Below are 22917 nucleotides of genomic sequence, written 5' to 3' on the forward strand. Positions count from 1 at the left end.
ACTGATTATACGAGTAAAAACGTTCTTTTTCAAGATTTTTTTACTAATTTTGTCACAATTATTTCTTCTTTATCTGAATTTCAATTTTTCAGACAATATTGCAAAATATTATATTTTATCATATACTCAAATTGATTATGAAGAGAAAACGTTTACACAATACGCACAACTAGAGGAGGTAAAAAATGAATTTAGATATTTGTTTTCTTTCAGCAAAAGAGTTAGCACATAAAATTAAAAATCGTGAATTAACAGCACGTGAAGTGATGGAAGCCTTTTTAGCACAAATCAAAAAAGTAAATCCAGAAGTAAATGCCATTGTAAATTTAAATGAAGAGCAAGCATTAAAGGATGCAGATTTAGCAGATAAAAAATTACAGGCTGGTGAAGAGATAGGACCTTTCCATGGACTTCCTATCGCAATTAAAGATACATATAATGTGAAGGGTTTACCTACAACTAGTGGATTTAAACCCTTTAAGGACAACATTGCCCAACAGGATGATATAGTGACAGAACGTTTACGAAACGCCGGCGCTATTATTATTGGTAAAACAAATGTACCAGAATTTGCAGCTGGATCTCATACGATTAATAAATTATTTGGTCCAACAAGAAATCCATATAACTTAGCAAGATCTGCAGGTGGAAGTAGTGGAGGAGCTGCTGCTGCACTAGCTAGTGGGATGTTACCATTTGCTGATGGAAGTGATATGGGTGGGTCTTTAAGAAATCCTGGATCATTTAATAATGTTATTGGTTTTCGCCCTTCACCTGGGCGTGTTCCATCTATACCAAGATCAGGACTATATGCAACAATGGGTGTACAAGGACCGCTTGCTCGTAGTGTAGAAGATGTTGCTTTTATGCTTACTGTATTAGCTGGCCCAGATAATCGAGTGCCATTAGCAATTGACGAGCCAGGCTCTATCTTCGAGCAATCATTAGATATTGATTTATCAGAAATAAAAGTTGCTTGGTCACCAGATTTAGACGGACAAATTCCTGTTCTTCCAGAGGTGCAAAAAGCAGTGGAAGAATCTGCAAAAGTATTTGAAAAATTAGGTTGTCAGGTAGTAAAAGCCTCACCAGATTTAACCGGAGCGGAAGAAGTATTCCAAACCATTCGTGCACATGAATTTGCTATAAATCATGAAGCAACTTATAAAAACTTTAAAGATGATTTGAAAGAAACGATGATTTGGAATATCGAAAAAGGAATGAATTCTACTCGTGAGGATGTGGCTCGAGCTGGGCAATTACAGGTAGAGGTTTATAATAATATGCGTAATTTTTTCGGAGAATACGATATTTTTATTATGCCAGTAAGTCAGCTTCCACCATTTGATGTAGATCTTGAATATCCTACAGAGCTAAACGGGGTAAAAATGGATAACTATATCTCTTGGATGCAATCTGCATATTTTGTAACCGTAACTGGTAGCCCTTCCATTTCTGTTCCAGCTGGATTTACAGAAGATGGCTTACCTATTGGATTACAAATTGTTGGCCCTCATCATGCTGATCTAAAAGTTTTACAGGTTGCCCATGCATTCGAACAAGCAACACAATTTGGGAAAATAAAACCTAAAATCGCTGAATAACTATATATGGAAGATGGTTTTCCCTCTATTAGTTCGTGTTCAAAAAGGGCGATAAAAAGGACTGTCATCGGTTAAGTACGCAACGTCCTGTTGCAACACCGATACTAGTACGTCCTGTACGTCGAAAGTTCAAGGCGACGTTATTTTTACGAACGGACTTGCGCGTGTGGTGGTGACTTCTGTGTTGCCCACAGGACGTGGGCGATTTTAACAGAAGTTCCTCTCTGCTTTTAAATACGTGAGTATCGGAAAAATGACGTCAACAACTTGCGCGTGATGTGATGACTTCGACGTTCGATACAGGACGTGTCGGAACTTAGTCGAAGTTCCTCTATTCATCGTGTCATTTTTATTGGACTTTTTGAACATCCTCTATTAGATTATTTTAATTTCACTTATTGAAGGGAGTATGTATAAACATGCTAGATTCTTTATTTAACAGATTAGAAGAAGTTTTTCCAGAGATAGTAGAATTCCGAAGAGATTTGCATATGTATCCTGAGCTTTCGCACACAGAGGTGAACACACCAAAGAAAGTTGCTGAGTACTTAACTTCATTAGGTATTGATGTAAAAACAGAAGTTGGTGGTCGTGGTGTTGTTGGGACACTTAAAGGCGGAAAACCTGGAAAGACAGTCGCTTTACGTGCCGATTTCGATGCACTTCCTATCCAGGAAGAAACTGATTTAGAATTCAAGTCACGCGTACCTGGTGTCATGCATGCTTGTGGTCATGATATTCATACAGCTGGATTACTAGGCGTTGCAAAGGTGCTAAGTGAAGTTCGAGATGAAATCCCTGGTAATATCGTATTTATTCACCAATTCGCTGAAGAAGTAATTCCAGGTGGAGCAAAATTCATGGTTGAAGATGGTTGCTTAGATGGTGTAGATGTTGTCTATGGTGCTCATGTTAGTTCTGCAAATCCATTAGGACAAATCAATTTAAAAGAAGGGGAAGCTATGGCATGTGGAGATACATTTGAAATAAAAATCTCTGGAAAAGGCGGACATGCTGCATCTCCTCATTTAGGTGTTGATCCACTCGTTGTAGGTAGCCAAATTCTATTAAACCTCCAACCAATTGTAAGTAGACAAGTTAATCCTGTTAAGCCAGCAGTAGTTACTGTTGCTACATTCCAAGGTGGAGATAGCTTCAATGTTATTCCAGATACAGCGAGACTAGCAGGAACTGTACGAACATTTGATGCAGATGTACGCGATCTGATTGAAGCTTCCATCGAACAAATTGCTACTTCAACGGCAAATGCACTTGGAGCAAAAATTGAATATAATTATGTTCGTGGTTATCCAGCAGTAGTGAATGATCCTGCGGAGACAAAACGCGTGGAACGTATCGCTACCAAATTATTTGGGGAAGAGAAAATTAAACATATTTCTAAACAAATGGGAATGGAAGACTTTGCCTATTATCTATTAGAAAAACCTGGAACATTCTTCTGGGTTGGTGGAAAAGTAGAAGATGAGTCCAAAGTATTTCCACATCACCATCCACGCTTTGATGTAGATGAAAAATCGATGCTTTATATTGGACGTCTATTTCTAGCAACTGTATTTGATTATTTAAACGAGTAAAAATAGAAGCATGCAAGAATAAGTGTTTATTTCACTTATTCTTGCATTTTTTCATACCTCTATCCCCCTTCACCCTTCTCAGCACATTATTTTCCTTCTTTTTTTAAAAAATCGTAATCATTCTTATGTACAAATCGTAATGCTTACTATAAAATAGTTCAGTACTGTATAATAGTAGGAGGAACTGTTTTTGAGAAAATATTTAATCATTACGATCATTGTCATCAGCTTATTACTTACAGCTTGTAGTTCATCTGAAAAAGAATTCTCTGATGATGATTTCGTTATATTTACTTCTATCTACCCTATTCAATACATTGTGGAAAATATTGCAGGAGACGTGGCAATGGTTGAATCAATTTATCCACCAGGTGTAGATGCGCATACGTATGAACCAACTTCAAAGGAAATTACAAAAATGGCGAATGCTGATGCATTTATCTATCTAGGTGCAGGCATGGAGTCATTTGTAGAAACAGCAGCTGATGCACTCACATCACAAGATATAACATTTGTGGAAATTGGCAAGCATGAAGAATTATTTATGGAGGCTGACCATGATCACACTCATGACCATGGCAATCATCACGAGCACGATGAGCATCATCATTTTGATCCACATGTTTGGTTTGATCCATTGCGAATGATTGAAATGGGGAAAATCATTACAGAAGATCTAAGTGAATTAAATCCTGAACTACAGGAAACTTTCACACAGAACTTTGCAACATTTGAAGCAAATATGAAAGAAATTGATCAAAAATATGTTGATACACTAGCAGATAAGCATCACCCTTCTATTATCGTGTCTCATGCAGCTTATGGTTATTGGGAGGAACGATATGGAATTGAACAAATTCCTGTGAGCGGGCTAACTTCTAGTGAAGAGCCATCACAAAAGGATTTAGTTGCAGTTACTAAAATGGCAAAGGAACAACAACTAAAATATGTTATATTCGAGCAAAATAGTTCTAATAAAACTGCTAAGATTATTCAAGAACATATTCATGCAGATGCTTTAGAAATTCATAATTTAGAAATGTTAACAGCATCAGATATAGAAAATAAAGAGGATTATTTATCCCTAATGGAAAAAAATTTAGAAGTACTCCGCAAAGCTACGGAGTAATAAAAGGTGGATATTCATGAGTGATTCTGTCATTACTTTAAAAGATATCAATTATGCTTATGAAGATAAAATAGCACTTCGCAATATAAATTTAACCATCAAGCGTGGTACATTTATGGGACTCGTTGGTCCTAATGGTGGTGGGAAAACTACGTTAATTAAACTAATTTTAGGGGAATTAAAAGTACAAAAAGGTTCTATTACTTTATTAGATAAACCTATTGATGCCTTTAAAGACTGGAATCGAATTGGATTTGTTTCCCAAAAGGCAAATTCCTTTAATAAAGGTTTTCCAGCAACCGTATTTGAAGTAGTTGCTATGGGATTAACTGCTAAAATTGGTTATTTAAAGTTTTTTAATAAAAAGCATAAAGAAAAAGTTATTCAAGCCATTCATCAGGTTGGCATGCAAGATTATATTCACAAAAATATAGGGCAACTTTCTGGTGGTCAGCAACAACGAGTTTTTATAGCTCGAGCATTAGTTAATGATCCTAAATTATTAATTTTAGATGAACCTACAGTTGGAATTGATATTAAAAATGTAGAACGATTTTACTCACTTTTACATGAGCTAAATGTTAAGGAAAAACTTACACTCTTACTCGTTACACATGATACTGGAGTAATGACACAATATGCTACTGAGGTCGCATGTATAAATCAAACCTTGCATTTTCATGGTAAACCACAAGAATACTCTTCTTTATCAGAGAAAGAATTGTCGAAAATATACGGACATCCTGTACATGTCGTTGTTCACGATCATTAATTTGGAGGAAATATCATGCTAGCGGATTTTTTACAATTTGATTTTTTACGTAATACCTTCTTTACTGGCTTATTAACAGGGTTCATTGCACCATTATTAGGCTCCTTCCTTGTTGTGCGTCGGCTATCATTACTTGCTGATGCATTATCACATGTTACTTTAGCTGGTATTGCCTTTGGTTTATTTTTAGAAAAAACGGTGATGTTTACTTTTATTACACCTTTATATAGTGGAATGACTTTTTCCGTCTTTGGGGCAATTTTAATTGAGCGATTACGAAGTATTTACCAAAGCTATCAGGAGATTGGTATACCAATTATTTTATCGGCAGGGGTAGGATTAAGTGTTGTATTTATTTCTTTAGCAAATGGGTTTAATACGGATTTATTCGGATATTTATTCGGCTCAGTTTCTGCAGTAAGCCGTAATGATTTATACACTATTTTATTTATCACGATTTTTGTTGTTATTATTCTCTTTATTTTTTACAAAGAACTTGTTACCCTGTCCTTTGATGAAGAACATGCAAGAGTATCAGGTCTTCATTCAAAATTGATTCATTTTATTTTTATCGTATTAACAGCATTAGTGATTGCCGCTTCTATTCGAATTGTTGGTGTATTGCTTGTATCAGCCTTAATGACATTACCTGTTGCTGCAGCAATGCGTCTTGCCAATAGCTTTAAACAATTGATTTTTCTTTCCATTGTTTTTGGAGAAACGGCTGTTATTACTGGATTAATTAGTGGTTATCATTTTAGTATTCCACCAGGAGGAACCATTGTTATCATTGCGTTAGTCATTTTGATCATCTCGATAGTATTGAAACGAATTTCACTTTCAAGACAAAGAAAATTTGTATAAGAAAGAGGCGATGAATAGATGGATGTCAAACAAGCGATGGATATTTTAGTTAGGAAAGGTTATAAAGTAACCAAGCGTAGAGAGGATATTGTCCATTATTTTTATGAAGCAGATGGTTATCGCACAGCTAAAGACTTAAATGAGTATATGGAAGCTAGATATAAAGGAATTAGTTTTGATACCGTTTATCGTAATCTCAGACTGTATCATGATTTAGGAATTTTAGAATCTACTGAGTTGAATGCTGAGCGACATTATCGAATCAGATGTGATCATGCACATCATCACCATCATTTTATTTGCAATGAATGTGGAAAAACGAAAGCAATTAGTGTTTGTCCTATGGATAAAGTGGAAAGTATGTTAACAGATTATGAAATAGAAGGCCATAAATTTGAAATTTATGGATTATGTCCTACATGTCAAAAAACATACGCCAAGTAAATACTTATCTTTTGATCGGCTGTGGAGGAATGATAGGCGCAACATTACGGTATACCCTATCTTTCCTCCTTCCTGTTACATATGGCTTTCCAGTAGCTACATTCACTGCTAATATAATTGGTTGCTTTCTACTTGGTTTCATTTTTCATTTAGAAACTTTGAGAAAAAGAATTTCTCCACAAGTATTTACAGCAATTACAGTTGGAATCATTGGTTCATTTACTACTTTTTCTGCATTTTCAATGGAAGCCGTTCAATTGTGGAAAACAGATTCCTTATTAGCACTTATCTATGTCTTATCCAGTGTATTTCTCGGTATTTTCGTTTGCTGGCTCGGATATAAATGTGCATTAAGGAGGAAAATCAGGATATGAATTTCATTATGGTTGCTGTTGGAGGATTCTTCGGCAGTATAACGCGTTTTGGATTAGCCAATTTGGTAAAGGGACATTTTATTGGCACGTGGCTTGCTAATATTTCTGGTTCAGGTTTGCTTGCCTTTCTTTTCTATCTTTACACTACAAATACTATCCACATGCCTATTTGGCTCTTAACAGGAGTAGGATTTTGTGGAGCTTATACGACCTTTTCTACATTTAGTAATGAAACCATTCAAATGCTAATAGAGAAAAAGTATATCCAAGCTATTATCTATGTGTGTAGCTCCATAGTAATAAACATTGGTATGTTTGCATTTATTTTTTATCTACTCTCATGAACGAAAAGCGCAGAGCTCCCTTACAGGCTAAAAACGTGACTTCACGAGCACAACGTCCTGCACTAGCACGTCCTATGCGTCGAAAAACGTAGAGATTGGAGCGGCACAACCGAGATAAAGGAAACATGCCCCTTCAGGGGTATCCAACGTTAGGCTTGAGCCTGGTTTTAGTTGGGCCTCCTTATAAAACAGAACCGATGTTGACTTATTGTAGGGTGTGACGTGAAATCTCTTAGTTTTTGGCGCTCGGAGCTAGACAGCGCTATCTCTGCCTAAGAATTAATTTGTGCAAATCCTTTATACTTTCTTATCTCTAAGAAAACGAGACTAAGTCTCATTTTGCTTCAGTCTCGTTTCCATTTCTGTTAATTCATCTTTTAATTGTTGGAGCTCTTCCTCGCTAATTTCCATATCTCCATAACGAACCCTTTGATAAATACCTATATCCGTATTTATCTCTATTCTCTTAAGCCATTCTTCAATCGTCTCAGAAGATTGACGACCTAATCCCTGCTTCTTAGCAAATCGTTCAAAGTGTAATACAGCTTTTCTTGCTGGATGCATAGAGCCTCTAAACATCTTACGCATACGCTCCGAAAAACTTTTTCGTTCTTCCTTTGTTTTTCCTGTTAACTGCTCATAAGTGACAGACTCAGAAGAGATTTCTTCTGTTTCTTCTGGTGTAAATTTTCTTTTCAGTAAACGCATCACAATAAATATTGCAATAACCGCTAAAATAATAAGAACTCCCCAAATTATGTATGGAAGGAAATTTGGTAATTGAGAAGGTTCTAGATCTCCAATTAAATCATTATAATCTCCATCCACTTCTCCTTCTAACTCTGGTTGTTCACCTGGACTTATTTCAAAATCAAGAAAAGGAAGAATAAGTCGAGATACCTCTCTGATAACAAATAAAAATATGCTTTGAAGAATAAACCATACTTGTGCCACTAATCCTCTTAAAATATCAAATAGAAAATAGATAATAATCCCAACAGCAGACGAGATTCCTAGTAAGTAAAGCCAAGTTCGTGTCTGAAATTGTTTTTGATCTTCTTTTTCAATAACAAGAAGATGACTCAATAAATATCCAATGATAATTATAAGAAATAAAAAAACAGCGTATAAAACGATTTCTATATCTTTGATCCAAAATACCAATACGACTGTTAACATAACTGTGGAAACAATATAATTGACCTCTGTATATTCTACTTTTCCTTCACGAAGTAAAATATATCGCCATGTTAATAAAATAGGAATTACGGTACAAAAGAAGATTGGGAGTCCAATCCACCAAGCTATAACCATAAATATTGGGGCTGTAAGTATATAAATCGCTTGATGATTAGTTCGGGTATACAGCGTAAATAAGGCACACATAAACCCGACCATTACTAAGTAGCTCCAGTAGGGTTTAAAATCATAGATGGCATGTAAAAACGGAAGACAAAGTAGAAAGAGAATGATTGCTTCAGACATAAAGCAATAAGCATTCGTTAATTGTGAATGTTTATTTCGCATTTATTCTCCCTCTTTTCCTTGGTGTCAAAACCGCTTGATTATTCTGTATTTCTAATTGCAGAACTCGGTGATGCTTCTCCCAATTGTCTACTATCTCTTTAGCCTCTGATGTGAGCTCTCCAATCAAAATAATCGTCTTTGATGTATGTAATTGTTGCCCAATTCGATAAAGCATATGTTCAAAAGGTACTACCATTGCTTCGTGAGGAATACGTGCAAGCATTTCTAAAGCATGTGCATAGTGGTTCTTTCCCTCTCCTTCTGGCAAATGCATATAAGGAGTCTTTCCTGGTCTTCGTGAATTGATATAAAGCTCATATGGAAATTCTTTCTCTGCAGCATATTTTGTTAAAAATGCTGCGTAGGATAAATAATCTTCGTAATCTGTTGCAGATTCATGACGCATCCCATAAAAGGCTCCGATATTCACAATAAATAGGAAAGACATATCGATTACCCGTTCATAGACATTTGTCTGCATCTTTTGTGTCTTAGCTGTTGCCTTCCAATTGATCCGATGAAATGGATCACTATAGCTATACTCTCTTGTTCCAAGAGGGACTAACAAATCCTCCATTGGTGAAAAAGGAACTCTTTGGGATCCACCCTGATTTTGAAAAGCAATTTCTAATCGTTGTACAGGTAATAATTTAGGGAAAACAACAATTTCCAATAAATAAGGTGCATTGTAATCTATCCGCATGTTTTGAAATTGTAATAAGTGTGGAAAGGAATAATTTATATTACTTATCTTAGCAATTCCTCGATCCTCAGCTATAAATGGCAAAGCTAGTTTAATTTTCTTCCTACCAGTTATGGATAAAGGAACATCAATAATACGCCAATATTTGTCTGCTGGGCTCGGATGTTTGGTAAAACGAATATTACGATTGCTTCGAAATCGAAATTCGCCATTAATCATCGGAATAAAGGATTTATTTTGAAATTCAAAAACAATATGCCCTTCTTCCTCTGGAAACAGCTTTATTGTCATTCGCTCATTTCTTAATTCTAGCCGATTCCCCACATATCGATCATATAAAATTGTAATAAGAAAATATGCTCCAATTAAACCTGTTAACAAATAGATAAAAGGCTGTTTCATAATCAAGCCCAAAATGGCTAGTGCTAAAATGATCAGAAGTAAAAAATCCATACTTCGCTGATTATGAAAATGAACATCTTTTCGCCACATCATTATCTTCCTTCTCCTGCTTCTACTGGGACAGGAATAGCATGCATAATCTCTTCAATGACTTGACGTGATGTTTTCTTCATCATGCCATCCATTGTTAAAATCAAACGATGTTCAAACACATACGGAGCAAGCTGCTTAAGATCTTCAGGCGTAACAAACTTTCTGTCATTTATATATGCTCTTGCCTGGGCTGCTCTCATTAGAGCAAGCATACCACGTGGACTAATTCCGATTTCTACATCAACATGATTTCGTGTAGCATGAACTAAATCAAGTAAGTAATTTGTCACTACATCTGATAATGTTAATGCTTTTAATTCATTTTGTAATTGCGTTAAATAGTCTAAGGTTAATATAGATTCAATTGCATCATATGGATCATTCATTCGATAAGTTTGGAGAATTTGTAAATCTTCCTCTAAGGAAGGATACCCAAGATCTACTTTGAAAAGAAAACGATCAAGCTGTGCTTCTGGTAGTGGAAAAGTACCATAATTACTTTCTACTGGGTTTTGTGTAGCTATTACGATAAATGGCTGTGGAATAGTAATTGTTTCCCCGTCTACTGTTGTTTGCTGTTCTTCCATAACCTCTAATAAACTAGACTGTGTTTTTGGTGTTGCACGGTTAATTTCATCTGCTAATAACACATTTGTTACTACAGGACCTACACGTAGCTCGAATTCTTGATTTTTTGGATTGAAAAACCGAATTCCAGTAACATCACTAGGTAATACATCTGGTGTAAATTGTACACGTTTATATGCCCCATCAATTACACGTGCAAAAGTTTTGGCTAATTTGGTTTTGCCTGTTCCAGGAACACTTTCCAGCAGCACATGTCCCTTAGCTAATATTGCGATAAATAATAAATCAATGACTTCTTCATTTCCAAAAATAACCCGGTTGACGGCTTCTTTCGCTTCATTTAGTTTTTCCATTTTATTAAAATCCCCTTTGGTTCTGTCTTTAAAGAGAGCTTGCATTATAGAAAAATAGAGGGAAAGATGCTCCCTCTATTTTATAAAATAAATCTCTTATCTTCATTCATCAAGTTCCACCAACTAGAATAGAATCGAAACATCTGGACTCTATTAATGAATAACTAGTGGAATGTATTTCTTTCCAACTGCAATAGAATTAATCTAATACAATTGTTCCTACACCGTCTTTAATATCAATTTTTGTGCCAAAAGGTTCAGACAGCTCTTGTAAATCTTTTAAGATTCTATCTGTTTTCACTAATGTTGGCCAACCAATTTTATAACGTGGTTGCTTATATCCTAATTCGATTGGATATAGCTTCACTTCTGTTAATTTATCTCCTTGCATTTTCCATACTGGTACAATGGAATCCCAAATTTTTTCGTTCACACCAAAGCCTTTAGTATTATTTTCAGTTCTTGTATCCAGCCCATCTGCAACAGTATGATCATTACCTAAACCATACTTTTCATAAAAGTCTGCTGGTAAATGAGTTACTGTTTCATTTTGGAAAATAAAGTTTCCTAAACTATAGAAAATTGGACGTCCATTATAAATCTCAATTCCCCTTAATACATGGGGTCCATGTCCTACAATGGAATCAGCTCCACCATCGATACATTCTCTTGCAAAAGTTTTAAGGAATTCAGCTGGTACTGATTTATCCTCTCCTTGCATTTCATGAGCATGAATACTTACTACTACATAATCTGCTTGTCTTTTTGCTTCAGAAATAGATTTTAAAATACGTTTCATATCACGTGGATCTGGTGAAGTTTCTTTCCCTTCTGGAGATCCTTCAGCAAACACATACTGTCCAAACTCAAATTTCCCGTCTTTTTTCTCGACTACAAAGCCTTCTTTAATGGACATTTTCGTCACTGCATTAATATCCACTGTATCAGCGATTTCTTTCAAGGTTTCTAATTTCTCCTTTGAAATCTTATGCACTGATTTATGGCGTAGTGGGTTAATACCAGGACGCCCAGACATATCATTTCGTTGATCACCAGCAATCCATGTTTCATGGAAGCTAGAAGTAGCAGCAATTAATGCAACTCGACCAGCTGGTGTTTCTAAATATCTTGGTGCACTAGCATCTGCTAAATTTTTCCCAACACCTGCATGAACAAATTCATATTCATTTATATATCTTTCTGTCGCTTCAAGTCCACCATATAAATAATCTAGTGTATGATTATTTGCCCAAGGTAGTAAATTAAAACCGTAAGCTTTAATATCTCTTAGTGCAAGTGGAGAAGTAATAGCCCAAGTACCACCACTTGCTTGTCCTGGATAGCCTTCAAAGTTATGTGTTGTAATTTCTAAGTTCGTTAAACGAGCATCTGCACTTTTAATTAAGTTTGTTAACTCGACAAAAGACTCAGAAGTTGTTGATGGTAATCGTCTAGTAATAAAGCTATCTCCTGTTGCTACAAATGAAATTGTCTGTTCCATGAAAAAACCTCCATCATTTTTCTTTATTATTTTTGTAATCGTTTTGGAAAATCTTCCATAATAGCAGCTATATGTTTAATGCCATTAATAAAATCTTCCAGGAAAATATTCTCATTTGGTGCATGATTTCGAGCATCAGGATGCCCTACACCAATAGACACTGATGGGATACCTAGCTTCTGACATAAATCATACATTGGTCCAGTTGCTGGAGACATCGGTACAGGATTTGGCTCTGTTCCATATACCTCGCGTGCTGTATCTGTAGCAGATTGTACCAATCTATCTGTCGGATCTGTTTTCGCTGCAGCTACTCCTGAATGACTTATTATTTCAATATCAGAAAACCCATTTTTGTCTAAATGTGCCCTTAACAATTGTACCACTTCTTCAGGATCTTGGTGTGGAACAAGTCGAAAATCTATTTTAGCTCTTGCTTCATTCGGTAAAACTGTTTTTGCTCCTTCTTGAGTATAGCCTGAATAAAATCCACAAATCGTACATGTCGGTTGATATACAAGCTTCTTCTTCAACTCTAAACCAGATAAATCAAGCAAGAAGCTATTTAGTTCTAATCGTTCTAATGTTTCCTTTTCCTGATAAGACATTTGCTCAAGCTGCTTTATCTCTTCCTCTGTTGGGATAGCCACCTTGTCATAAAACCCTTGAATATTTACATGCTCATCAGGAGTTTTTAATGTAGAAAGTGCCCAAGTTAATCTCCAAGCCGGATTTTCAATGACTGCTGCATTTGAGGAATGAAGATCTGTATTTGCACCTCGACATACTAATTCAACATAACACATTCCTTTTACTCCACATGTTATGTTCATTCGTCCATCATTATCACGATAGCCAAATTCCCAAATGTTCCCGTCTGCTTCTATGAGTGACGGGTGATTCTCAATAAACTCATTTAAATGTACACTACCAATTTCCTCTTCTCCTTCAATGAGAAATTTAATATTGATAGGTAATTCTCCTTTTACTTTCTGATAGGCATCAATAGCAGCTAATCTAGCAACTAAGTTTCCTTTATTATCTGCTACACCACGACCATAGATTTTCCCATCATGAATTTCAGCACCAAAAGGCGGATAATCCCATAATTCAACAGGATCCTCCGGTTGTACATCATAATGATTATAAAAGGACAGAATATGATTTTTTTCTGCATTAAATTCTCCGTAAACTACAGGATAGCCAGATGTAGGTACTTTTTGTGTTTTTCCACCGATGCTTTGAATCAATTGCTCTACCAGATCTGCTGTTTCCTTCATCCCTCGATTCTGTGCTGCTACACTTGGTTGTTTACATAAATCTTGTAACCACTTAATATATGTATCTTTATTTTGCTCAATGTACTCAAATACTTCTTTCAATGGATAATCCTCCTAATTCAGGGATATTTAAGACCGTGTGACAACATTAATTGTAAGAATAATTTCCTAGGCAATAATTTAGACTAGATTAGTAATTATCATTAAGAAAATACCGCTTACAAAGCTACAATCAAGATGGGAGGAGACAAAAGTATCTTTGATTAGTAGTTCCGAATATAAATGCTAAAATATCCGCTCCGGAAATATACTTCGCTTTCCATGGGCGATTGGAGAACCTCGACGGACAGGACGTCCTAGTGTTGGCGTTGGTCCTCGTGACGTGACCGACTTTAGCCGACGGGGAGTCTACGTATATTTCCAACACTTTTTTGTATTTTGTTCGGTTCTTTAAACTCAAAATTCCTTTTGCCCCAACCTCACTACTCTATATAAATCTGAAGTTCAATACTTTCTTAATGGACTAAAAAGTTAACATGAAATCACAAATTAAGTATAAACGAGCGAAAATCTAGTGTCAATATTGGTCATATTCTTACAATTCTCAAATTATTTCAATCAATAATTCACAATTTGTTCAATTTTTATTGTATAATGAAATGGTGATTAAGAAAAATGATTCAATTTCATAAAGATGAAAACACAAGGGAGAGAATCTAGAATGAGCGAGATTACAAAATTAGTGAAAGATTTATATCCTAGCCTAGTTGAGTGGAGACGTGATCTTCATAAACACGCTGAATCTGGCTGGGTAGAATTTCGTACAGCATCTATTGTAGCTACAAAGTTAACTGAGTGGGGATATGAGGTTAAAGCTGGTAGTGAGGTAGTAAATGAAAGCGCTCGTATGGGAGTACCTGCTGCCGATGTATTAGCATACCATGAAAAACGTGCTTTAGAGCAAGGTGCTGATCCAAAATGGCTAGAGAAATTCTCAGGAGGATTTACTGGAGTTGTTGGTATAATAGATACAGGTAAGCCTGGACCAACAATCGGTTTCCGTTTTGATATGGACGCGCTTGATATTCAAGAATCTTTAGAAGCAGATCATAAACCTGTAGCTGAAGATTTTGTATCTATTAATGATAAAATGATGCATGCTTGTGGACATGATTCACATACTACAATTGGTCTTGGTGCTGCTAAAGTGCTTTCTGAAATCAAAGATCAATTATCTGGTAAGATTAAAGTTATTTTCCAGCCTGCTGAGGAAGGCGTACGTGGTGCTAAGTCAATGGTTGAAGCTGGTGTAGTTGATGATGTAGATATTTTCATTGCTGGACATATTGGTACAGGTGCTGCAACTGGAGTATTCTCCTGTGCAAGTAATGGCTATTTAGCAACTACAAAACTAGATGTAACCTTTACAGGAGTTGCTTCACATGCTGGTGGTAAACCAGAGGAAGGTAGAAACGCATTACTTGCTGCTTCTTCTGCTGCATTAAACTTGTATGCAATTACAAGACATAGTGATGGTGCTTCTCGTATAAACGTAGGTGTTCTTGAAGCTGGAAGCGGGCGTAATATTATTGCTAATAAAGCTTTTATGAAGATTGAGACTCGTGGAGAAACTACTGAAATTAATGAATTTATTTATGATCGTGCGGTTAAAGTATTAAAAGGTGCTGCAACGATGTATGATGCTGAGCTAGATATTGATATTGTAGGTGGAGCACAGACAAGTAATGCTAGCCCTGAATTACTTCCATTCGTTCGTGCACAAGCTGAAAAAGTAGCTGGATACCATACAATTCATGAGGGTACTAGTGCAGGTGGTTCTGAAGATGCAACATATATGATGACAAGAGTTCAAGAAAAAGGCGGACTTGCTACATACTGTACTTTTGGATCTGATATTGCCGCAGGACATCATAATGAGCGCTTCGATATTGATGAGGATGCTATGCCTTTAGCAGTAGAATTTGTTGTAAACTGTGCATTGAATGCTAAAGAAGCTAAATAATTTTATAATGTAAAAAATGAGGTGTGGATAAATTTCCACCCTCATTTTTTTGATGATTATTTTGCAAGCTCTGGACGTGTTTTTCCATATTGCGTTGCTTGCTCAAAAGCATGTCCAATACGTAGTACATCTAAATCTCGACGATGACCACCAACAATTTGTAAACCGAATGGTAATCCATCCGCTGTAAACCCACCTGGAACAGATATCGCTGGTGATCCAGATACAGTGATATAGTAACATGTTTTCATCCACTCTAAATACGTATTCATTTTTACCCCATCAATAGATAATGGATATTCTAAATTCGCATCAAATGGAGATACTGGACTTACTGGTAATAAAAATGCATCATACTTCGCAAAAAATGCTCGGAAACGATGGAATAATTCTGTACGCATACGATCTGCTTGACCAATTTGAGGTCCACGTAAATTACGTCCCATCTCAATATTCCAGATTAAGCTTGGCTTAAACAACTCACGGTGTTTATCCATTAAGCCTCCCATAGCAGTTTCAAATTCATGCGCACGGAAAACTTGGAAAATTTCTTCAGCATTCGTCATATCCGGATGAATTTCTTCTAACTTACAGCCCATTGCCTCAAAGACTTCTAATTGTTTCATAAACTGCTCTCGAACTTGTGGTTCAATTGGAATTTCACCGCCAAAATCAGCTGAATACGCAATACGAGCACCTTTCATGTCTCTCTCTAATGACTCCAAGAAAATAGAACCTGGCTCCTCAATTGCGATTGGCGAACGGTTATCTGGTCCCGCAATAACTGATAGCATATAAGCCGCATCACTAGTGGTTCTTGCAATAGAACCTTGTACTGCCTGTGGAGAAAATGGGAAATCCTTTGGAAATCTAGGTACACGACCTGGTGATGTTCTTATGCCAACAACATTATTAAATGCTGCAGGGAAACGTAAAGAACCACCTGTATCACTTCCATCTGCAATTGGTAGCATTCCAGTTGATACTGCTACTGCTGCTCCACCACTGCTTCCTCCTGCAGTTCTTCCTAGATTATATGGGTTTAGTGTTTTCCCAAAAACTTCATTAAAGGTATGAGCACCTGCACCAAATTCTGGCACATTTGTTTTTCCGATAATGATAGCTCCTGCCGCACGAAGCCTTTCTGTAGCTATATTATCCTCAGTTGCAATTCTATCTTTAAATAATAATGACCCGCTTGTCGCAGGGAATCCTTTTGCTTGTTCCGTATCTTTAATTGCCATAGGTATTCCGTGTAACGGTCCTAGCTTTTCACCAGACTGAATTTTTTTATCTGCTAATTCAGCTTCCTTCATCGCTATTTCTTCATTTAATGAAACAATCGCATTTACTTGTGGATTCACTTTATTAATTTGGGCTAAATGTGCTTGCATCACTTCTTTGACAGAAACATTGCGATTTTGGATAGCCTTAACAATTTCTCTTACCGAATTAAAATAAATATCATTTACCATCTCGTATATACTCCCCTTTTACTATTACTTACTCATTCAAGTATATCAAAAATTAGGAAGAAGCCTAAGAGAAATAATGATATCTCTACATACTTTTATAAGTTTTTGCTTTTGTGAATAATATTGCTGTAATAATTAAACCAACCGACGCGAAGGTTAATAAAATCGCTTGAATAGGTATATTTACAGCAGATAGTCCTGAAACAAGCGCATAAGAAATTGGATCAAATCCATTCATCGCTAGAAAAATAATACTCATAACTCTTCCCATAATATAGGCTTCAGTCTGTTCTTGTGCAGCCGTAAAAAATGGAATAAATACAAATGACATGGAAAATCCAATAAAGAAAACAATGATTGTCAGCATCGCTAAATTAGAAACCAGTGCAAAAACAACATATGCAATTAATGCTCCCAGCAATCCAAATAATGACGTTTTTCCTTTTTTCTTTACTAATACAGAAGTTAGTATAGCTGTACCAGCTACTAAACCAATTCCAAGACTAGCTTCCATGTAGCTTAAATTAAGTGGTGTGCCTCCATAACTTTCTACTAAAAAAGGAATAGCAATATGCAATGTTCCAAATACAAAAAAGTTCAATGTAATTAAAACAACAATACCTGTCATCAGGAAGCTTGAGCTTCGAATATAGCTCATTCCTTCTTTAATCTCCTTAATTGGCTTCTGTTTTTCCTCAAGTGCAACGGGTCCTTCATTAATTAAACGTGGATAAATAATTACCGCAGAAAATAAGGCTAAAATCATTGCGACAAAATAGCTTCCACTAATCCCAATCGATTCCATCAATAAACCTGCTATAATTGGACCTGCTACAAATGAAATTTGATCTACACCTTGAAATAAAGCATTTGCTTTTTGAAGCTGATTTTTCTCGACAATTTTAGGAATCATTGATGAACTTGCTGGTCCAAAGAAAGCATCCAACATACCAAATCCAACTGCAATCAATAAAAGATAAGTAAGTGTTAATCCATCATTTTTCAGCAAAAGATATAAAATAAGCAATAAAACAGCCTGAGCAAAATTCGCCCAGAACATTATCGTTGTCTTTTTATAACGATCTGCCACAATCCCGCCAAAAATCATCATTGCAATTCTCGGAACTGTAGCAGCAATTAATACAATTCCTAAGGAACCTGCTGACCCACTCCCACTAATGACAAACCATGCTGTTGTAGTCAAAAACATACTAAAACTAACAACGCCAAAAATACCAGCTACAAACAACAGCACAAATGTACGATTTTTAAATAAAGATTGTGTTCCCATACTACCTTTCCTCCAATAAGTTTTAAAAGCATGTTTTCTCCATTTCATTAAATTCTTTGAATTGATTTTCAGATGACATGTAGATAAACTTACTTTATAATTAAGAAACAAACGGAACACGACCGACCGTTCGTTCTTTGAAAGATTTTACCTGATAATAATCACTTTGTCAAAGGAGAATTTTCATGCATACAAAAGAAAAAATACTACTTGAAGGAATGAAATTATTTGCAACACTTGGTTACAACGGGACTTCTATGACCAAGATTGCTAGTCAAGTTGGTTTAAAAAAGTCTTCTCTTTATACACATTACAATAGTAAAGAAGCATTATTTTTAGATGTAACAGCAGCTATAGCTGAAGATTATATTCGTTTTGTGAAATCTACTTTTGAAAATGAAGGAAAATCGACAGAAGAAAAATTATATCTTTCATTTCAAGCACATGTGGAAGATATGGCCAATCATGAGGATAGCCTTGAATTCTATAATCGTTTTTCATCTTACCCACCACAGGGTCTTGAGGACAAAGTATTAGAATTACTTCGTGAAAGTGAGAAACAAGCAAGAGAAGCTTTTAAGGATGTGGTTGAAAAAGCTCAAGAACAAGGGGATATTACAAGTGAGATTTCCGCAACAGAAATTGCTCATGCATTTTATGGTTTACTAGACGGCTTATCTTACGAAACCAATTATTTCAATTTTGATATTATTAAAAGTCATGGGGAATCTATGTGGAAAGTATTTTGGCGTGGAGTGATGGCTTAGCAGTTTTCCAGGAATTATTAAAAAACAAAACGAACTAGTACAAAGCTATCCAATAGCTCCATACTAGTTCGTTATTATATATCACGTTCTAATGATACGATTTTAACTTTTTTCACTTGGTAATTCTCAATTTCTTCAACAATGAATTGGAACCCATTATGTTCGATCATTGTACCTTGTTCGGATTCTAAATCATTCATAATCAGCCATCCACCAATGGTATCTACTTCATCATCAGTAATGTCTGTATTTAATAATTCATCAAGCTCTTTTAAACGAAGTTTTCCATCAGCCAATACCGTTCTATTATCAATTCTTTCGATCATCGGCTGTTCATTCACATCAAATTCGTCACGGATTTCTCCAACAATTTCTTCAAGAATGTCCTCAACTGTTACTAGTCCAGCAGTTCCACCATATTCATCGATAACAATCGCCATGTGGATTCTTTCTTTTTGCATTTTACGCAAGGCTTGCTTAATTGGCGTTACCTCTGAAATATGCAAGATTGGACGAATATATGATTCAATCGAATGTTCTTTATCACTGTAATAACCAGTAAAAACATGTTTTACATTCACCAAACCAATAATATCATCTTTATCTTCATCTGCTACTGGAAATCTAGTGTATTGACCCTCACTCATGATTTTTAAGTTTTCTTCATAGGTGTCTTCTTTGTACAAGCAAACCATTTCTGTACGAGGAACCATAATCTCTTTCGCTAAACGATCATCAAACTCAAAAATGTTGTTCATGTATGTCATTTCAAGTTTATTGATTTCACCGCTCTTATAGCTCTCAGAAAGTAATGAACGCAACTCTTCTTCACTATGTGCTACTTCATGACCATCAACTGGATTAATACCAAATACACGGACAAGTAATCTAGCAGATCCGTTTAATACCCAAATAAATGGATACAAGATTACATAAAATGCAATCAATGGTTTTGCAAGTAATAACACTGTAGCCTCTGCCTTTTGGATAGCAATTGTTTTTGGAGCTAATTCTCCAACAACAACATGTAAAAATGTCATTAACAGGAATGCTAATCCTACTGTAATAACAGGAGAAACAGCTGGATTCACACCAATTGCATCTAATATAGGACGAATAATTTGGCCTAATGTATGTTCTCCTAACCACCCTAAGCCGAGTGCAGTTACTGTAATTCCTAATTGACAGGCAGACAAGTACCCATCAAGATTATCTATTATTTTCTTTACTGAGACTGCTCGTTGATTTCCTTCTTCGATTAACTGGTTTATTCTTGTTGTTCTCACTTTAACAATCGCAAATTCAGTGGAAACGAAAAATGCGGTTAGCAAGATCAAAATTACAACTAAAGTAAAGTTAACAAATATCAATTAGTATCTCCTTATTAATATGAATAAGAAGATTTCACCTCCTGGTGTATTTAAAAGTACTTTCGTTACTTAGCTAAGTACGTCTTTGTTAACCATTGATGATCCAATGAGTCCATATAGTAACTAAAGAATCGTTGACTTAGCATTTTAGCAAATTGGCTTTGGATTTGTAAAAAATGAAACATCAACTTCCCATCGAATCACCCACTTCCTTTCTTTTTATTATATTATTTTTTAATGATTTTTTCCATTATAAAACAAAGGAATTGCCTAAAAAATTCTTAAGCATTTCCTTTATTTTTTATATTCATAGTATAGTCGCTTAAACTTGATTTGATTCGGCTTTCCTATTTATTTACGAAAGACACCTTCAAAGACAAATTCTTCAATTGGCTTTCGATTTGAAGGAATCTCACGTTGCTGTAATGATTCATCAAGCATTTCCTTTTCACCTTTATATCCTATAGCAATAATTGCATGGACATCATAATTATCTGGAATTTCTAATACTTCTTTAGCTTTTTCACGATTAAATCCACCCATTGCATGTGTATGTAATCCTTGACGTATTGCTTCTAAAGATAAGAAACCCCAAGCTGCACCTGTATCAAATCCGTGTGTTGGATTAATATCGTCACTATCCACTTTCCAGTTTTTCAAAGAAGTCACAGCGACTAGAACTGGAGCTTTATCACACCATTTTTTATTGCCATCATTAATAAATGTTAAAAACTTGGCACGATCTGTATCTGAACGGGCAATAATAAATCTCCAAGGCTGTACATTCGCTGCTGAAGGTGCCCATCTCGCTGCTTCAAATAAACAATTTAATGTTTCATCTGATATCTCTTTATTTAAATATGCACGTGGTGACCAGCGCTCTATATAAATTGGATTAATTTTGTAATTTGCTTTTCTTTGATTATTAGTTTCTGTCATTATGAATTGCCTCCAACTTCTTATTTTGTTCTTCCAGTAATACCCAACCATTTCTAATATACCATTCTTTATCTAGACTTGCCCACATAGCTAATCGGTTTTTAGACATCAAAAAACCAGCCTTATTTCAGTCTAAGGCTGGTTTATCATTTAATATTAGTTAACTCTTCTTACGTGACCGTTAAACTTGCTCTTCCAGTAAGAATTGTCCATACTAGCTATTGCTAATCCAGTAGAGTTTTGTGCTCCAATCCAGTTACCATTACCAACATAAATTCCTACATGACCATTCGTTTTGTATGTATCGAAAAATACAAGATCACCAGGACGAATATCACTATAAGAAACTTTGGTACCTACAGATTGTAAACCTGCTGTACTAGATGGGATACTATAACCTGCTTGCTTAAATGCCCATGATACAAATCCTGAACAGTCAAATCCACCTGGTCCTTTACCGCCCCATACATATGGTGTACCTAAATGTGCATTCCCAGCGGTAATCGCTTTACTAATGTTCTTACCAGTTGGTGGTGCTGGTGTACTAGATGCTGGCTCCGACTGCTTTTGAGTTTGTGGTTTTGCTTTAGTAGCATTGCTTGAAGCTGGTGCTTCATTATTTCCACTATTATTACTATTTCCACTTCCTGCGTTCTCTGCTGCTGTCGCACTAGCAACTTCTGGAGTAGGTTCTGGAACAGGAGTACGAGCAATTTCAATATCTGCTCTAACTTGAGCTTCTAGAGAAGCTAGATTACTATCTTTTGTTTCTAAATCAGCCTTTAAGCTTGTTAATTTTGATTCTTTTTCTTCTAATTCTGATTTCTTAGCTTCTTCTTCTTCTTTTTGATCTTTGATTAATTGAGCCATTCCTTCCAACTCAACTTTTTCTTCATTTAAAACAATTAGTTTTTCTTCTACTTCTTGTTTCTTAGCTTCGACAATTTCTTTATCTGCTTCAATGCCTGCTAAAATATCAGCATCTGCATTTGTTAATTGAACTACAGCATTAGCATTACTAATAAAGTCAACAAATGACTTAGCACCAAATAATACTTCTAAATATTGAATATCTCCACCATTTTGCTGATAAGCTACTACTCTTTCTTTTAACTTATCAAAACGTAATTCAATACTTTCTTCTAAATCTGCAATTTCTGCTTCTAAATCTGCAATTTCTTTTTCTGTTTTATCGATATTTTTCTCTGTTTTCTCAACTACTTTTTGGTTTTCAATTAAAGCTTGTTCCACGCGTGCAATTTCTTGATTAATTTCTTTTAAATCAATTAAAACATCCGCAATTTCTGCTTCTGCTTTTGACAAATTAGCCTTTACTTCTTGTCTTTCATTTTGAATTTCTGTTTGTTTATTTTCTAATTCTTTAACTGACTCAGCGTTTGCAGTATTCGTAAAAAAGACACTTCCTAGTCCAACTACAGTAACTGTAGTTGCTGTTATGATAAACTTTTTCAACCCGTA

At 35.6% G+C, this 22917-nt stretch carries 21 protein-coding genes; 10 read left to right on the top strand and 11 right to left on the bottom strand.

Annotation, left to right across the window (positions count from 1 at the left end; genetic code table 11):
• The first annotated feature begins 185 nt into the window (after positions 1-185).
• The 8 genes from AB4Y30_RS12405 to AB4Y30_RS12440 all read left to right on the top strand — a co-directional run bounded on the left by AB4Y30_RS12405 (position 186) and on the right by AB4Y30_RS12440 (position 7126).
• Positions 186-1604, top strand: coding sequence for an amidase (locus tag AB4Y30_RS12405; RefSeq protein WP_368652548.1), 1419 nt, complete (start codon positions 186-188; stop codon positions 1602-1604).
• 419 nt (positions 1605-2023) lie between these two features.
• Positions 2024-3199 carry a M20 family metallopeptidase gene (locus AB4Y30_RS12410; RefSeq protein ID WP_368652549.1) on the top strand — a complete coding sequence of 392 codons (1176 nt, stop codon included), beginning with the start codon at positions 2024-2026 and terminating at the stop codon, positions 3197-3199.
• 190 nt (positions 3200-3389) lie between these two features.
• A complete protein-coding gene (locus tag AB4Y30_RS12415; RefSeq protein WP_368652550.1) occupies positions 3390-4328 on the top strand; it encodes a metal ABC transporter solute-binding protein, Zn/Mn family in 939 nt (312 codons plus the stop codon).
• A gap of 16 nt (positions 4329-4344) precedes the next feature.
• Complete coding sequence (locus tag AB4Y30_RS12420; protein WP_368652551.1) at positions 4345-5100, top strand: metal ABC transporter ATP-binding protein; 756 nt, start codon at positions 4345-4347, stop codon at positions 5098-5100.
• 15 nt (positions 5101-5115) lie between these two features.
• Complete coding sequence (locus tag AB4Y30_RS12425; protein ID WP_368652552.1) at positions 5116-5964, top strand: metal ABC transporter permease; 849 nt, start codon at positions 5116-5118, stop codon at positions 5962-5964.
• 18 nt (positions 5965-5982) lie between these two features.
• Positions 5983-6408, top strand: coding sequence for a Fur family transcriptional regulator (locus AB4Y30_RS12430; RefSeq protein ID WP_368652553.1), 426 nt, complete (start codon positions 5983-5985; stop codon positions 6406-6408).
• The gene (gene crcB, locus AB4Y30_RS12435; protein WP_368652554.1) at positions 6384-6782 is read left to right on the top strand and encodes a fluoride efflux transporter CrcB; all 399 of its coding nucleotides are present in this window, start codon (positions 6384-6386) and stop codon (positions 6780-6782) included. The genes AB4Y30_RS12430 and crcB overlap by 25 nt, the downstream gene beginning before the upstream one ends.
• The gene (locus tag AB4Y30_RS12440) at positions 6779-7126 is read left to right on the top strand and encodes a CrcB family protein (RefSeq protein WP_368652555.1); all 348 of its coding nucleotides are present in this window, start codon (positions 6779-6781) and stop codon (positions 7124-7126) included. Before crcB ends, AB4Y30_RS12440 begins: the two co-directional genes overlap by 4 nt.
• Before the next feature lie 327 nt (positions 7127-7453).
• Here the strand turns inward: AB4Y30_RS12440 and AB4Y30_RS12445 are convergent, their stop codons facing one another.
• The 5 genes from AB4Y30_RS12445 to AB4Y30_RS12465 form a co-directional block, all read right to left on the bottom strand.
• Positions 7454-8653, bottom strand: a complete 1200-nt coding sequence (locus AB4Y30_RS12445) for a DUF4129 domain-containing protein (protein WP_368652556.1) — start codon at positions 8651-8653, stop codon at positions 7454-7456.
• Entirely contained in the window at positions 8643-9851 is a 1209-nt protein-coding gene (locus AB4Y30_RS12450) for a DUF58 domain-containing protein (protein ID WP_368652557.1), read from the bottom strand. The genes AB4Y30_RS12445 and AB4Y30_RS12450 overlap by 11 nt, the downstream gene beginning before the upstream one ends.
• Positions 9851-10792 (bottom strand): AAA family ATPase, encoded by a 942-nt coding sequence (locus AB4Y30_RS12455; RefSeq protein WP_368652558.1) that lies wholly within the window; start codon positions 10790-10792, stop codon positions 9851-9853. Before AB4Y30_RS12455 ends, AB4Y30_RS12450 begins: the two co-directional genes overlap by 1 nt.
• Before the next feature lie 199 nt (positions 10793-10991).
• Complete coding sequence (locus AB4Y30_RS12460; protein ID WP_368652559.1) at positions 10992-12293, bottom strand: CapA family protein; 1302 nt, start codon at positions 12291-12293, stop codon at positions 10992-10994.
• A gap of 26 nt (positions 12294-12319) precedes the next feature.
• Positions 12320-13675 (bottom strand): M20/M25/M40 family metallo-hydrolase, encoded by a 1356-nt coding sequence (locus AB4Y30_RS12465; protein WP_368652560.1) that lies wholly within the window; start codon positions 13673-13675, stop codon positions 12320-12322.
• A gap of 619 nt (positions 13676-14294) precedes the next feature.
• On the opposite strand from AB4Y30_RS12465, the gene AB4Y30_RS12470 reads away from it, so the two are divergent.
• Complete coding sequence (locus AB4Y30_RS12470) at positions 14295-15596, top strand: amidohydrolase (RefSeq protein WP_368652561.1); 1302 nt, start codon at positions 14295-14297, stop codon at positions 15594-15596.
• 56 nt (positions 15597-15652) lie between these two features.
• On the opposite strand, the gene AB4Y30_RS12475 is transcribed toward AB4Y30_RS12470, so the two are convergent.
• A complete protein-coding gene (locus AB4Y30_RS12475) occupies positions 15653-17071 on the bottom strand; it encodes an amidase (RefSeq protein ID WP_368652562.1) in 1419 nt (472 codons plus the stop codon).
• A gap of 85 nt (positions 17072-17156) precedes the next feature.
• Complete coding sequence (locus AB4Y30_RS12480) at positions 17157-18362, bottom strand: MFS transporter (protein WP_368652563.1); 1206 nt, start codon at positions 18360-18362, stop codon at positions 17157-17159.
• A gap of 185 nt (positions 18363-18547) precedes the next feature.
• Here AB4Y30_RS12480 and AB4Y30_RS12485 point away from each other — a divergent pair, with 185 nt between their 5' ends.
• Positions 18548-19129, top strand: a complete 582-nt coding sequence (locus AB4Y30_RS12485) for a TetR/AcrR family transcriptional regulator (RefSeq protein ID WP_368652564.1) — start codon at positions 18548-18550, stop codon at positions 19127-19129.
• A 74-nt stretch (positions 19130-19203) separates the two neighbouring features.
• On the opposite strand, the gene AB4Y30_RS12490 is transcribed toward AB4Y30_RS12485, so the two are convergent.
• From AB4Y30_RS12490 to AB4Y30_RS12505, 4 genes are all read right to left on the bottom strand, one after another.
• Positions 19204-20499 carry a hemolysin family protein gene (locus AB4Y30_RS12490; RefSeq protein ID WP_368652565.1) on the bottom strand — a complete coding sequence of 432 codons (1296 nt, stop codon included), beginning with the start codon at positions 20497-20499 and terminating at the stop codon, positions 19204-19206.
• A 351-nt stretch (positions 20500-20850) separates the two neighbouring features.
• Positions 20851-21438: a nitroreductase family protein gene (locus tag AB4Y30_RS12495; protein ID WP_368652566.1), complete on the bottom strand. Its 588-nt coding sequence runs from the start codon at positions 21436-21438 to the stop codon at positions 20851-20853.
• On the bottom strand, positions 21425-21547 hold the full coding sequence (locus tag AB4Y30_RS12500; RefSeq protein WP_368652567.1) for a hypothetical protein: 123 nt from the start codon (positions 21545-21547) through the stop codon (positions 21425-21427). The genes AB4Y30_RS12495 and AB4Y30_RS12500 overlap by 14 nt, the downstream gene beginning before the upstream one ends.
• A gap of 47 nt (positions 21548-21594) precedes the next feature.
• The gene (locus tag AB4Y30_RS12505; RefSeq protein ID WP_368652568.1) at positions 21595-22911 is read right to left on the bottom strand and encodes an NlpC/P60 family protein; all 1317 of its coding nucleotides are present in this window, start codon (positions 22909-22911) and stop codon (positions 21595-21597) included.
• Between the last annotated feature and the right edge of the window lie 6 nt (positions 22912-22917).

Source organism: Ornithinibacillus sp. 4-3, assembly GCF_040958695.1.
In the GTDB taxonomy this organism is placed as follows: Bacteria; Bacillota; Bacilli; order Bacillales; family Amphibacillaceae; genus CALAMD01.

Bases quoted from the DNA above. Each gene is read 5' to 3' on its own strand.
- AB4Y30_RS12410 (WP_368652549.1), top strand. From the start codon at position 2,024: ATGCTAGATTCTTTATTTAACAGATTAGAAGAAGTTTTTCCAGAGATA.
- AB4Y30_RS12455 (WP_368652558.1), bottom strand. From the start codon at position 10,792: ATGGAAAAACTAAATGAAGCGAAAGAAGCCGTCAACCGGGTTATTTTT.
- AB4Y30_RS12500 (WP_368652567.1), bottom strand. From the start codon at position 21,547: ATGTCTAAAAACCGATTAGCTATGTGGGCAAGTCTAGATAAAGAATGG.
- AB4Y30_RS12420 (WP_368652551.1), top strand. From the start codon at position 4,345: ATGAGTGATTCTGTCATTACTTTAAAAGATATCAATTATGCTTATGAA.
- AB4Y30_RS12495 (WP_368652566.1), bottom strand. From the start codon at position 21,438: ATGACAGAAACTAATAATCAAAGAAAAGCAAATTACAAAATTAATCCA.
- AB4Y30_RS12430 (WP_368652553.1), top strand. From the start codon at position 5,983: ATGGATGTCAAACAAGCGATGGATATTTTAGTTAGGAAAGGTTATAAA.
- AB4Y30_RS12485 (WP_368652564.1), top strand. From the start codon at position 18,548: ATGCATACAAAAGAAAAAATACTACTTGAAGGAATGAAATTATTTGCA.
- AB4Y30_RS12425 (WP_368652552.1), top strand. From the start codon at position 5,116: ATGCTAGCGGATTTTTTACAATTTGATTTTTTACGTAATACCTTCTTT.
- AB4Y30_RS12475 (WP_368652562.1), bottom strand. From the start codon at position 17,071: ATGGTAAATGATATTTATTTTAATTCGGTAAGAGAAATTGTTAAGGCT.
- AB4Y30_RS12405 (WP_368652548.1), top strand. From the start codon at position 186: ATGAATTTAGATATTTGTTTTCTTTCAGCAAAAGAGTTAGCACATAAA.
- AB4Y30_RS12440 (WP_368652555.1), top strand. From the start codon at position 6,779: ATGAATTTCATTATGGTTGCTGTTGGAGGATTCTTCGGCAGTATAACG.
- AB4Y30_RS12480 (WP_368652563.1), bottom strand. From the start codon at position 18,362: ATGGGAACACAATCTTTATTTAAAAATCGTACATTTGTGCTGTTGTTT.
- AB4Y30_RS12450 (WP_368652557.1), bottom strand. From the start codon at position 9,851: ATGATGTGGCGAAAAGATGTTCATTTTCATAATCAGCGAAGTATGGAT.
- AB4Y30_RS12445 (WP_368652556.1), bottom strand. From the start codon at position 8,653: ATGCGAAATAAACATTCACAATTAACGAATGCTTATTGCTTTATGTCT.
- AB4Y30_RS12460 (WP_368652559.1), bottom strand. From the start codon at position 12,293: ATGGAACAGACAATTTCATTTGTAGCAACAGGAGATAGCTTTATTACT.
- AB4Y30_RS12470 (WP_368652561.1), top strand. From the start codon at position 14,295: ATGAGCGAGATTACAAAATTAGTGAAAGATTTATATCCTAGCCTAGTT.
- crcB (WP_368652554.1), top strand. From the start codon at position 6,384: ATGTCAAAAAACATACGCCAAGTAAATACTTATCTTTTGATCGGCTGT.